This is a genomic window from Burkholderia sp. RF7-non_BP4, from assembly GCF_001521935.1.
Lineage (GTDB): Bacteria > Pseudomonadota > Gammaproteobacteria > Burkholderiales > Burkholderiaceae > Burkholderia > Burkholderia diffusa.
The window spans coordinates 73,069-85,145 of sequence record NZ_LOTA01000062.1 but is presented as its reverse complement, the minus strand read 5'-3'; the positions used below and the strand labels follow the sequence as shown (position 1 = coordinate 85,145).

Annotated in this window: 11 protein-coding genes, 1 tRNA gene and 1 pseudogene; 8 read left to right on the top strand and 5 right to left on the bottom strand. The window is 65.8% G+C overall.

Annotated features, from left to right (window positions below):
* Window positions 1-74 precede the first annotated feature (74 nt).
* The 3 genes from WS49_RS21395 to bamC all read left to right on the top strand — a co-directional run bounded on the left by WS49_RS21395 (window position 75) and on the right by bamC (window position 2,387).
* Window positions 75-788 (top strand): methyltransferase domain-containing protein, encoded by a 714-nt coding sequence (locus WS49_RS21395; protein ID WP_059533085.1) that lies wholly within the window; start codon window positions 75-77, stop codon window positions 786-788.
* Between the two features lie 172 nt (window positions 789-960).
* Window positions 961-1,037 (top strand) — tRNA-Pro (locus WS49_RS21390).
* Window positions 1,038-1,178: 141 nt separating this feature from the next.
* Window positions 1,179-2,387 (top strand): outer membrane protein assembly factor BamC, encoded by a 1,209-nt coding sequence (bamC, locus tag WS49_RS21385; protein ID WP_059533083.1) that lies wholly within the window; start codon window positions 1,179-1,181, stop codon window positions 2,385-2,387.
* A gap of 683 nt (window positions 2,388-3,070) precedes the next feature.
* Here the strand turns inward: bamC and WS49_RS21380 are convergent.
* The 3 genes from WS49_RS21380 to WS49_RS21370 all read right to left on the bottom strand — a co-directional run bounded on the left by WS49_RS21380 (window position 3,071) and on the right by WS49_RS21370 (window position 4,682).
* A complete protein-coding gene (locus tag WS49_RS21380; RefSeq protein ID WP_059533081.1) occupies window positions 3,071-3,328 on the bottom strand; it encodes a hypothetical protein in 258 nt (85 codons plus the stop codon).
* A gap of 136 nt (window positions 3,329-3,464) precedes the next feature.
* A complete protein-coding gene (locus WS49_RS21375) occupies window positions 3,465-3,743 on the bottom strand; it encodes a hypothetical protein (protein ID WP_059533079.1) in 279 nt (92 codons plus the stop codon).
* Window positions 3,744-3,965: 222 nt separating this feature from the next.
* A complete protein-coding gene (locus WS49_RS21370; RefSeq protein ID WP_059533077.1) occupies window positions 3,966-4,682 on the bottom strand; it encodes a YdcF family protein in 717 nt (238 codons plus the stop codon).
* 157 nt (window positions 4,683-4,839) lie between these two features.
* On the opposite strand from WS49_RS21370, the gene WS49_RS21365 reads away from it, so the two are divergent.
* Window positions 4,840-5,157: a hypothetical protein gene (locus tag WS49_RS21365; RefSeq protein WP_059510817.1), complete on the top strand. Its 318-nt coding sequence runs from the start codon at window positions 4,840-4,842 to the stop codon at window positions 5,155-5,157.
* Window positions 5,158-5,357: 200 nt separating this feature from the next.
* Here the strand turns inward: WS49_RS21365 and WS49_RS21360 are convergent, their stop codons facing one another.
* Window positions 5,358-5,609, bottom strand: coding sequence for a hypothetical protein (locus WS49_RS21360; protein WP_059533075.1), 252 nt, complete (start codon window positions 5,607-5,609; stop codon window positions 5,358-5,360).
* A 201-nt stretch (window positions 5,610-5,810) separates the two neighbouring features.
* A pseudogene (locus tag WS49_RS21355) lies at window positions 5,811-6,206 on the bottom strand (transposase); the annotation flags it as partial.
* A gap of 430 nt (window positions 6,207-6,636) precedes the next feature.
* Here WS49_RS21355 and WS49_RS21350 point away from each other — a divergent pair.
* From WS49_RS21350 to rluB, 4 genes are all read left to right on the top strand, one after another.
* The gene (locus WS49_RS21350) at window positions 6,637-7,539 is read left to right on the top strand and encodes a LysR family transcriptional regulator (protein ID WP_059533072.1); all 903 of its coding nucleotides are present in this window, start codon (window positions 6,637-6,639) and stop codon (window positions 7,537-7,539) included.
* Between the two features lie 64 nt (window positions 7,540-7,603).
* A complete protein-coding gene (locus tag WS49_RS21345; RefSeq protein ID WP_059533069.1) occupies window positions 7,604-8,806 on the top strand; it encodes a pyridoxal phosphate-dependent aminotransferase in 1,203 nt (400 codons plus the stop codon).
* 272 nt (window positions 8,807-9,078) lie between these two features.
* Window positions 9,079-10,101, top strand: coding sequence for an SMC-Scp complex subunit ScpB (gene scpB / locus WS49_RS21340; protein ID WP_059533066.1), 1,023 nt, complete (start codon window positions 9,079-9,081; stop codon window positions 10,099-10,101).
* A gap of 60 nt (window positions 10,102-10,161) precedes the next feature.
* Complete coding sequence (rluB, locus tag WS49_RS21335) at window positions 10,162-11,865, top strand: 23S rRNA pseudouridine(2605) synthase RluB (RefSeq protein ID WP_059533063.1); 1,704 nt, start codon at window positions 10,162-10,164, stop codon at window positions 11,863-11,865.
* The last annotated feature ends 212 nt before the right edge of the window (window positions 11,866-12,077 follow it).

Here is a 12,077-nt window from a genome sequence, read left to right as displayed (position 1 = left end):
CGGCGGCGGCGCGGTAAGATCGGCGTCAGTGGCTGGATGGATCAAAGCATGGTGGCCGACACGGGGGAGGCGTCATGGATCTGAAGGAGCTCGACGTATTGGGAGCGGATGTAGGCGATCACTGGTACTACGCGTCGAAGGCGAGCGCGATCCGTCGGTTTCTGGGCACGTCGGACGCGAACCGCATACTCGACGTCGGTGCCGGCTCGGGTTTCTTTTCGAAGCATTTGCTCGAGCGCACGCAGGCGACGGAAGCATGGTGTGTCGATACGAGCTACACCGACGACACCGACGGGGAGGCGGCCGGCAAGCCCGTCCATTTTCGCCGGGCCGTCGATCGATTCGATGCCGATCTCGTGTTGCTGATGGATGTCCTCGAGCACGTCGACGACGATGTCGGGTTGCTTGCACGCTACGTGGCGGGTGCGCCGAAGGGCAGCCGGTTCCTGATCACGGTTCCCGCGTTTCAGTTCCTCTGGAGCGCGCATGACGATTTTCTCGAGCACAAGCGCAGGTATACGCTCGACGGTCTCGAAGATGTCGCGCGTCGTGCGGGGCTGGAGGTCGAGCGCGGCGCCTACTACTTCGGCCTCACGTTCCCGCTCGCGGCGGCATTGCGACTGAGCGAGCGGGTGCGTCGGCAACCGCGCGAACCGGCGTCGCAGTTGCGCCGACACCATCCGGTCGTCAACGGTTTGCTCAAGCTGATCTGCCGGGCCGAGTTGCCGATGTTCCGATTCAATCGGATGGCGGGCCTCACGGTCATCTGTGTCGCGCACCGGCCGTGAGCATGGGGCGGATCGCATGGCCGGACCGTGGTATAGCCGGATGCGCGTTGCCGCCCGTGTCGAAGCCGGCTTGCTCCGTTGGGTCATGTCGCAAAAAATTTCGCAGGAACATGCACAAAATGCATGCGACCCGTTCTAAAGCGGCCAACTGTCTGTTATAATTTTTTTCTTTCGGGGCGTAGCGCAGCCTGGTAGCGTACCTGCATGGGGTGCAGGTGGTCGGAGGTTCAAATCCTCTCGCCCCGACCAGACAAAGAACCCGCGTCAGTTCAGGCTGACGCGGGTTTTTTCTTGCCGGTCGCTTTTTTGCACATCCCGGCGCGGCCCCGGTAAAATGCAAGGTTGATCCACGGAAAGCGCCGTGATTTAGCGGAAGAGGATTCCCCGAACATGACTGATCTTCGTCTTACCATGCGGTTCGCTGCAGTGCTCGCCACCGGCGCGCTCGTTGCCGGTTGCGGTACGTCGTCGCCCACGAAAGTGGACTACAAGAGCGATTCCAAATCGAAGGAAGCGTCGCTCGCAGTGCCGCCCAACATGCTCGACGAGACGGCCGATCAGCGTTCGCTGCCGCCGCAGGGCGGTGCGACTTCCCTGTCCGCGCTTCAGCAGGTCCAGCGCGCGGCGCCCACGACGGACACCGTCGCGCCCGCCGTGGCCGGCATGCATATTCAGCGCGACGGCACCGAGAGCTGGCTCGTGATCGACGGCAAGAAGCCCGCCGACATCTGGCCGCAAGTTCGCCGTTTCTGGCAGGAGCAGGGCTTCCTGCTCGTCGTCGACCAGCGCGATAAAGGCGTGATGGAAACCGACTGGAACGAAACCCATCCGCAGATCAACGACGGCCTGATCCGCAGCGTGATCTCCAAGGCGATGGGCAATTCGTACGTGACGGCCGAGCGCAACAAGTACCGCACCCGCCTCGATTCGGCGCCGAATGGCGGCACCTACGTGTTCATTAGCCAGAAGGGTATGCGCGAGGCGATCACCGGCGCGAACAACGATTCGAGCAAGTGGGAAGCGAAACCCAACGATCCGGCGCTCGAGACCGAATACCTGAAGCGGCTGATGGCGGTGCTCGCACAGAACGAGCAGCGCGCGAAGAACGGTGAGCCGCCGATCGCGAACATCAACGACAACACGGTGCCGAAGGACAAGAAGGCGGATACCGACGCATCGAAGGCCGCCGCCGCGGCGATCGCTGCGCAGAACGTCGCGCGTACGTCGTCGCAAGCGAACGACGTCGATTCGGCCGCGGTGCCGTCCGAGGTCACGCTCGGCGAGCCATACGACCGGTCGTGGCTGCATGTCGGCCTCGCGCTCGATCGTGCGAATTTCACCGTCGACGATCGCGATCGCACGAAGGGGCTGTATTTCGTGCGTTATGTCGATCCGAAGGATCTGAGCTCGGCCGAGCAGGGCTTCTGGAGCCAGCTGTTCCACGGCAAGAAGGAAAAACAGGCGAAGCAGTATCGCGTCAACGTGAAGGCGCTGACGCCCGACCAGACGCGTGTGGCAATCGTCGACGACTCGGGTGCGATCGATACGTCGGGGCCGGCCCGGCAGATCATGGGGCTGCTCGTGAATCAGCTGCGCTGATCGCGGTACGCTCCCGCTCTTCGAAAAAGCCCGCCTTCCGGCGGGCTTGTTTCATGGTCGCGCGCGTCTGCCGATTCTGGCGTGTGCGGGACGTTCGCGTCCCTCCGTCGTGACGTTACGTAACATTCGCGCGTTACGGCGGAGGAACGGGTGTTACATCACGGTGACCTCGGAAAATATCCTTATGGATCAACGGCATATTTTCGAAAGTGCGCCTGGCACGCAAACTGCTTTATAAGTGCGAATCGTTAGGACAGGGAGGATGGCGTCAGAGACCGGGCAGGCGTCGCGAGCGCCCGATCAACGGTTTCGACGTCTCAGATGCCGGCGCTGCGAGCGTTGGCGTAACCGATGACGATCCGCGCCTCGCGCGGATCTCGATGGCCCCGTCGCCTATCCTCGTAGGGCGACGGTTTCGCCCGCGCTTCTTCTGAAGCGCGGGCAATTTTTTTGGTGGAGCCGCAATGCGCTACATGGCGATCCGGCGCGTGCTGGATTCGCTGATTCGCAATCTTTTCTGAGTGGGGAGCTGGCGCGATTCGCCGTGCGCTGGGACGGCCGGGTGGCTTTGGCTGTGCATGCGCATGCCGCGCACTGAGTTGATCGGTCCGGAATCCGCGTGCTGTCGAAGCCCGCATGAGCAGGCTGGTGCGGCCGGACACATTGCCGGCCGCCGCGGCGCGTCAGTGCGACGCGCTGGGTACGTCGAGAATCAGGATGATCGTCCAGTCGGCGTCGCCGTCGTGGTGATACTGACGTTCGGCGACGATAAACGGTTGCTGCTTGCCTTGCGGACCGAGGAAAATTACGTCGCCCTCCATCGGCAGGCACTCGATCGGCGGCAGCGCGAGGAAGGCGTCGTCCGAGCCGCGCGGCATCAGTTGCTTGATCTTGCGAGTGGCTGCGTCGGTCCACTCGATGTCGAGTTGAATGTTGCTCATGCTGTCCTCCGCACCGGGGTGCGCACGGGTGGAAAATTTCGGTGCGCGACTTTAGCACAGCGCGCAGGCGCCGCAACCAAAAAAGCCGAACCCGGTTGCCCGGATTCGGCTTTTCGCTTGTGCGGTGCCGCCGAACTTACTGGCTGGCAGCGTCTGCCGGAGCGGCCTTGGCGGCCTTCTTGCCAGCCTTCTTCGCTGCCTTGTGGTGAGCAGCCTTCTTGCCGTGGTGCTCTTCCTGCACCGCCGGCTGTGCAGCCTCGGCTGCTTGCTGCTGTTGCAGTGCCTGTGCGCGCTGCTCGATCTCGGCGATCTTGGCCGGGTCGGTGATGGTCTGGATTTGCGTGCTCTCTTGCGCATACGCTGCGCCAGTCAGCGCCGACATCGCGACCAGAATAGCCAGGGACGTCTTCTTCATTGCTTTACCTCCGCTAAGTGGTGATGAACCCGAATGTTGCCGTTTTGTCTGGCGACTGCAATCGAGTGCGTGTCGAGTGTAACAAAAGTGACGGATCAATGTGCACCGGATCGGTGTGCAGCGCAAGGCCCCGTTGAAGTCGCGCAACACTTCGTGCATTCCGTCATGCGCATGCCATCCCGCGCGGCGCAGTCGTTTTCGCGTTCGCTGCACGCGTCGCCGTCAAAACCAGCCGAGCCACCGGTAGACGTGGAACTGCGCGATGCCGATCAGTTCGTGCAATGCCTGATTCGCATCTTCCAGGTTGTGCCAGCGGGGCAGCCAGCCCGTTTGCGCGCGCCGGCGATTGGAATACACGGGCTGCGGATCGATGCCGAAGCGGCGGAAATCGAGCAATGCGCGACGCATCTGGTAGGACGATGCGACGAGAATGCGCGAGTCGTCATGTTGTGAGCGTAGTATAGAAGCGGTGAATTTCGCATTTTCGTAGGTGGTACGGCTGTCCGGCTCGAGAACGAGGTCGCCGGGAGCGACGCCTTCCGCGATCAGGCGGCGCCCGTAGACGGCCGCCTCGGTTTCGCCGTGATGTTGAGGGTCGCCGCCCGACATCACCACGGTGCAGCGGGTGGCCTGCTCGCGGCACGTGCGATAGAGCGCCGCGGTCGTGCGGATGCGTGCTTCGCCGTCGGGCGGCGGCCGCAGGCCGGTGTCGCTGCGCCGTGTGCCGATGCCGATGATGATCAGTGTGGTGCGGCCGTGCATGTCGGGGCGCTCGACCGGCGTCACGCCCGCCTCGGTCCATGCGATGAGTGGCGCGGTGAGCCAGCCTGTCGCGAGCAGCCAGAGCAGCGCGACGCTGGCGATCGCGATGAGTCTCCGCCGCTTGCGGAAGAGCATGAAACCGATGAAGAGAAGTACAAATGAATCGAACAGAATCAATTTGATTGGGGTATGGTGTCTTTTTATGGACGGCTGACGATCCGGCCCTGACGCGACGCCGAACGTCGGCCCCCAGAATCGGTGGCGGTATCGGCGGGTGGAGCTCCCGCCCGGCGCGCCGCTTCGCATTGTCGCTGCACTTTAAGAAAGAATCGAGATGGCCACGTATTCCAACGAAGCGGTGCTCGACGCATTGAGACGAGTGCAGTACCGCCAGGTACCGTGGGCGCGCCGCCCGGGCGTGTTCGAGTATCTTCGGTCGCTGGGGCTGATGGACACGGTCAGGCAGAAGACGGTTGCCCCCGCGCCCGGTTTCCATGCGCCGGTCGACATCGCGGTGCTGACCGATAGTGGTCGGGCCGAATGCGCGCGCCTCGAGCGCGACGAGAAATTGCTTTCCTGGACCGATCGCCGTATGGACGACTACGCGTTAAGCGAAGCGAGCGCCGTGGCGATTCTCGAAAGCCGCCTGTAGCGGCGCACTCCTGACCTCGCGCCGTCGCCGGCGGCATTCAAAAAAAAGCCCGTATCGCGAGGATACGGGCGTACCGGATACTTTTGCTGTTGCCACGCTGTGCTCATGGCAACGGATGTGACTCGTCGTATGTCGAGCAGTTCCCGGATTCGGCAATTTTCTTTGACGAAATCCTGTGGACTACGGATGACGCCTGTGGACTACGGATGACGCGGCAGGTCCGTCGGCTGCGAGCCGATGCGCGCGCGTGCGTTGCTGGCGATGTCGCCGCGCAAATCGCCGCGCGGCACGGTCTGTCGATTGAGCGACGTGGCGGGCGGTTGCTGGCGAAGGGTGTTTCGGTGATCCTGCTGGCGGTGAGGCGGCTTCGCGCGATCGTCGGCGTGAGCGGGGGCGGTCAGCGCCAGCGAAATGACAATGCCGCATGCGACGAGCAGTGACATTGTTTTCATGGCGGGGCTCCCTTCAAGCCATCGGCGCGGCTTGTTGATATGACGCTAAGGTAAGCGCGGGAGTGCAGGCTTGCTGTAAATAATAGTAAATAGATGTATCGCGGCACGACAGCGGTAATCGACGACGACGCGGGCGCCGCGCAAAGCGCGTGGCGCCGAAAGAAACCGGGCGGCCGAAGCCGCCCGATCGAGCATGCGTTACGCCATCTTCACGGGGGCGCGCCAGGATTCCGGATTGGTCCAGAAGGCGCCGCGCAACCGGTCGCGGCTCGGCGGTGCAGGCGGCTTCGCCGCGCTTGCCCCGATGCGCCCGCGCAGCGAGATCTGGCGGCCGCTCGTGCCGAGGCGCTTGACGATTTCGGCGAGCGTCCCGTCCGCCTGCCATTCGTCGAAGCGACGGCGGCAGGTCGGCGGCGACGGATAGCGACCCGGCAGCTTCGACCAGCCTTCACCGGTCGACAGTACCCACAGCACGGCGTTTACCACCGAGCGGGCCTCCACGCGGGGGCGGCCGCGCCGTTCACTGCGTGCGGGTTCCGAGCAAAACAGACCTTCGACCAGCGCCCACTCGTTATCTCTCAAATCGTCGAACAGCATCATGTCCTCACCTCAGCGAAGCTAACTCCGGTGCGCTGCCCTGCGCCGCGCACTCTTCAAGCACTCGAGCGTCGAGTGCCGGGTGGGGGCGTCCGGTTGACCGGCAGCGGCGTTTCTGCCTTCCGTCCGACTCGACCTGCGCCCTGTGCGTCAGGTAAAGCACGATGCGTGCCATGTCGGAGGCGATTCCCTCGAGAGCCGCTTGGCAGCGGGCTAACGGCTAAGTCAGCTAGGGGCGTATAAGACGCCAAAATAACCCGTCAGCAAATCAGGACAATCACCAATCTTGTGCAATTCGCCCGCGCCACGTGCGTTTCCGTGGATATTGCACCGCAGCGAAACATGTGCGGCCCGTGCGGCATTCGCCAACCGACGCTGATTTCGTGCATTAAAATCGTGCATCGATATCGACGATTGATGAGGTGAGGGGATGAACGTTACGCTGCGCCAGCTTCGCGTATTCATCGAGGTTGCGCGGCTCCGGAGCTTCAGTCGCGCGGGTGACGAGATCGGACTCACGCAGTCCGCGGTCAGCCGTTGCGTGCGCGAACTCGAGGCCGAGCTCGGGCTGAAGCTGATCGACCGGACGACCCGCGACGTGCAGTTGACCGACGTCGGGGGGAACCTGATCGCGAGTGTGTCCCGCCTGATCGACGATCTCGACGACACGCTGCGCGAGATTCGCGAGATCGGCGAGCAGCGGCGGGGGCGCGTGATCGTCGCTGCGAGCCCGACGATTGCGTGCCGGCTGATGCCGCGCGTCGTCGCGGCCTGCGAGCGCCAGTTTCCGTTCGTCACGCTCGGCCTGCGCGACGACGTGCAGAGCGACGTGCTGCGAAAGGTGAAGTCGAGCGAGGTCGATTTCGGCGTCGTCATCGGGCCGCTCACCGTTGCCGATCTCGTGTGCGAACCGTTGATGACCGACTCGTTCTGCCTGGTCGCGCGCGCCGATCATCCGCTCGCGGCGCGGGCCGAGGTGCCCTGGACGGCGCTCGACGGCGAGCGCCTCGTTCTGCTCGACCACGCGTCCGGAAGCCGGCCGTTGATCGACGCCGCGCTGGCAGCCCATCGGGTGAACGCGACGGTCATGCAGGAGCTCGGGCATTCGGCGACGGTATTCGGGCTCGTCGAGGCCGGTATCGGCGTGAGCGTGCAGCCGTGGCTGTCGCTGCCGCTGCCGGCGGGATCGTCGCTGGTCGCGCGGCCGCTGACGCCGCGTACCGAGCGCACCGTCGAGCTGGTGCGCCGCCGCGACCGGTCGCTGTCGCCGGCCGCGCAGGCGATCTGGGAACTCGTGCGCCAGATGCCGGCGCGGGCTGAAGATCTCGACTGAGGGTGCTGATCCGGCGCGCACGCCGGTACACTACGCGGATCGTGTTCCTCGGTGGCGGTTCTCGATGACGTATTCCGCAGATGTCGGCCCGGCGACGGGCGAGCCGACGGCACGCAGCGCGGTCCGCGCGCTGCGTCCGTCGCTGATCAGGGAAGTCGCGAACGCCGGCTTCGGCGTGCCCGACGTGCTGCCATTCTGGTTCGGCGAATCCGATCGCGTGACGCCGGCATTCATTCGGGACGCGGCTGCCGCGGCGCTGCGCGACGGCGCAACCTTCTACACGCACAACCTCGGCACGGTATCGTTGCGTAACGCGATTGCGGCCTATGTGAGCGCGCGTCACGGCGCGACCGCGGCCGACGCGATCGCCGTGACGAGTTCGGGCGTGAGCGCGCTGATGCTGGCCGCGCAGCTGCTGGTCGGTCCGGGCGATCGCGTCGTCGCGGTTACGCCGCTCTGGCCGAACCTCGTTGAAATCCCGAAGATTCTCGGTGCACAGGTCGAGTGCATGCCGCTCCGCCATGGCGATGAGGGTTGGGGGCTCGACATCGACCGGCTGCTCGCGGCGCTGACGCCCGGCACGCGAATGCTGTTCGTGAACTCGCCGAACAATCCGACCGGCTGGACGATGTCCCGCGACGACCAGCGGGCCGTCCTGGCGCATTGCCGGCGTCACGGCATCTGGGTGGTTTCCGACGAGGTGTACGAACGGCTCGCGTTCGGCGCGGACGGCGCGCCGTCGTTTCTCGACATCGCGTCGCGCGACGAGCGGGTCATCGTCGTGAATTCGTTCTCGAAGGCCTGGGCGATGACGGGCTGGCGGCTCGGATGGCTGGTCGCGCCGGCGTCGATCATGGGCGATTTGTCGAAGCTGGTCGAATACAACACGTCGTGTGCGCCGGGTTTCATCCAGGCCGCGGGGGAAGTCGCGCTGCGCGACGGCGAATCGTTCGTGCACTCGTTCGTTGCGGCGCTGCGTGGCGCACGCGACCACCTGGTCGCCGCGCTGCGCACGTTGCCGGGCGTCGATGTGCCGCCTCCGCCGGGCGCGATGTACCTGTTCCTGCGCCTGCCGGGCGCGGACGACAGTCTCGCGTTCTGCAAGTCGCTGGTGCGCGAGGCCGGGCTTGGGCTGGCGCCGGGACGCGCGTTCGGGCCGGAGGGGGAAGGGTTCGTGCGCTGGTGCTACGCGTGCGATCCGGTGCGGCTCGACGCGGGCGTCGAGCGCTTGCGGGCGTTCCTCGCGCGCGGCGCGGGCCTGCGTTGAAGCGGGGGCGGAGCTGCTGCGGCGTGCGGGCGACGGGCCGTTCGGCTCATCTTTACGCACCGGGCAATTTTGCGTAAGATGGCGCTCAGTCACGCGGTTCCGTCGTTGAGCCGTGCTGTTCCGTCCGGTTTGGGCCTGGCTTGAAGTTGGTTCGCCGCCCCCGGTTCGTGCTCCCATCAATATGACCGATCAGAATCGGGCGAGCGCGTCTTCCGTTCCTTTCGTCTGTTTGTTGATCCGGTTCGTTTGACCACAGGGTCTGGCCTAGCTGCATGAATACCCAAGAGGCGAAGATCGTCCTCGAGACTGCCTTGATCTGCGCGCAAGAACCGCTGAAACTCGGCGATTTGCGCAAGCTCTTTGCCGACGGCGTGTCGGCTGACACGGTCCGCACGTTGCTCGAAGATCTGAAACAGGATTGGTCCGGTCGCGGTGTCGAACTGGTGGCGCTGGCAACCGGATGGCGCTTTCAGAGCAAGCCGGCGATGCGCCATTATCTGGACCGGCTGCATCCCGAGAAGCCACCGAAATATTCGCGCGCGGTGCTCGAAACGCTCGCGATCATCGCGTATCGGCAACCCGTCACGCGCGGCGACATCGAAGAGATTCGCGGCGTCACGGTCAATACGCAGGTGGTCAAGCAGCTCGAGGATCGCGGCTGGATCGAGGTGATCGGGCATCGCGACGTGCCGGGACGTCCGGCGCTGTACGCGACGACCAAGCAGTTCCTCGACGATCTCGGCCTGAAGGCGCTCGACGACCTGCCGGCGCTCGAGGAGCCGGCCGCGAACATCGAGGCCGCGCTGCTCGCGCAGCAGGCGATGGACTTCGATGGCGACGCGCCGGTAGCGGACGTGGTGCCGGAAGCCGGCGAAGCGGCGGCCGACGTGTCGCACATGCAGCCGGATGAATTGCCGGGCGACGCCGCAGCGGAAGGTGCGGCGACGCAGGAAATGCCGAACCGCGATACGCTGGAAGCTGATCGCGTTCAGATGGAACAGGGCGGCGCCGAAGTAGCGCCGGCCGGCGAGCAGCCCGAGTCGCTGCGCGCGGAAGGGAACGAGGAAGATCGCAAACCGGCCGCCGACGCGGTTGCCGGAGACGGAGCGGAAGCGGCCGGCGACATGCCGGGCGAGCCTGGCCACGCTGACGCCTCACGCTCCCGTCCCGCGGACGGCGAACTGCTGGACGATACGTCCGACAGCCTCGCCGATGCCGTACGCAGTGCCAGCGCGCCCATCGGCGCCGACGCACTGCCGGACGACGAAGCAGAACCCGAACAGCGCCGCGCCTGATCGCGGCCGACTTCTTGCCGCGCCCGAGCCGGGCGCGAGACCTGACATTTTGAGGTTGTTTTGACTGATATCCACGATATTGAATCGTCCGCGCCTGCCGTGCAGGCCGCGCGTGCCGACGATGCGCCGGAGCAGGATGCTCCGGCCGCGGGTGGTGACGAGCGTCCCCGCCGCGGCCTGCGGCGCGGCCCGCGCAGCCTGATCGCGCGCCGCCGCGCGGCGGCCAAGTCGAAGGGCGAAGGCGAGTCGCAGGGCGGCGAAGGCGCGGATGCGCAGCCGGCCGCGGAAGCTCAGCCCGCACGCGCGCCGCGCAAGGAAGGCGCGGCCAAGGGCGGCCGCAAGCCGGCCGGCAAGCGCGAAGGTGCGGCCAAGGGTGCCCAGGGCGGGCAAGGCGGCCAGGCGCGGCGCGGCGGTTCGGCGAAGGCCGAGGGCGGCGCAGCGAAGGCCGACGGCGATGCGGTGTCGCAGGACGACCTGTTCGCCTATGTGACGTCGCCGGCGTTCGATGCGGACAATTCCGCCGGCGGCAGCGGCGTACGGGCGCCGATGCTGCGTCGCGGCCGCAACCAGCCGACGAACAAGCGCGTGCTGTCGCCGGACGACGACGCGCCGAAGCTCCACAAGGTGCTCGCGGAAGCCGGCATGGGCTCGCGCCGTGAAATGGAAGAGCTGATCGTCGCCGGCCGCGTGTCGGTGAACGGTGAGCCCGCGCACATCGGCCAGCGCATCATGCCGACCGACCAGGTCCGCATCAACGGCAAGCCGGTCAAGCGCAAGCTGCCGAACAAGCCGCCGCGCGTGCTGCTGTACCACAAGCCGACGGGCGAGATCGTCAGTCACGCGGACCCGGAGGGTCGTCCGTCGGTGTTTGATCGCCTGCCGCCGATGAAGACGGCGAAATGGCTCGCGGTGGGTCGTCTCGACTTCAACACCGAAGGTCTGCTGATGCTCACGACGTCGGGCGATCTCGCAAACCGTTTCATGCATCCGCGCTACAGCGTCGAGCGCGAGTATGCGGTGCGCGTCGTCGGCGAACTGTCCGAAGGGATGCGGCAGAAGCTGCTGCACGGCGTCGAACTCGATGACGGCCCGGCGAACTTCCTGCGCATCCGCGACGGCGGCGGCGAGGGCACGAACCATTGGTATCACGTCGCGCTGGCCGAAGGCCGCAACCGCGAAGTGCGCCGGATGTTCGAGGCGGCCGGCCTGATGGTGAGTCGCCTGATCCGTACGCGTCACGGTCCGATTCCGCTGCCGCGCGGTCTGAAGCGCGGTCGTTGGGAGGAGCTCGACGAAGCGCAGGTGCGCAAGCTGATGGCGACCGTCGGCCTGAAGGCGCCGTCCGAGGAAAAGGGCAAGCGTGGTGGTGGCGGGCAGGCCGAGCGCCGCCAGCCGGATCCGATGCAGACGTCGATGGGCTTCATCGGCCGCGAGCCGGTGCTGACGACGCATGGTCAGCTCGATCAGCCGCGTCGCGGTGGCGGTCGACGTGGCGCCCCGGGCTTGCCTGGCCTGAGCGGCTACGGCAGCCTGCCGGTTTCGCCGTCGGGCTACGGCAACCGCTCGGGCGGCGGTCGCGATGTCGATGGCAATCGTGCGTCGTATGGCGCCGGCCCCAAGCGTGAAGGCGCGGGCGGCAAGCGCGGCGGCGGCAAGGGCGGCAACCGCAATCCGAACGGCAATCGCGCCGAAGGCGCCAGCAACGGTGGCGGTGGTGCGCGCGGCGGCCAGCGTCCGCAGCGTAATCGCTCGCGCGGTCGCTGAGCGTTTCCGGCGGTCGGCGGCGTGAAGCCGCCGGGGTGCCCGCAATACTGGCGCGAGTCGGGTTGCATCGGCATTTCGCGTTGCGCGGTTTGCTTTTGACTGTATATATACGCGCTGCCGGATTGTGCCGCCTGGTCGGACAGTCCGGTTTCGCATTTTTGGTCGGTAAAGGCGGGCTGGACGCTGCTTTTACCGGCTGGCTTGGCGTTTGC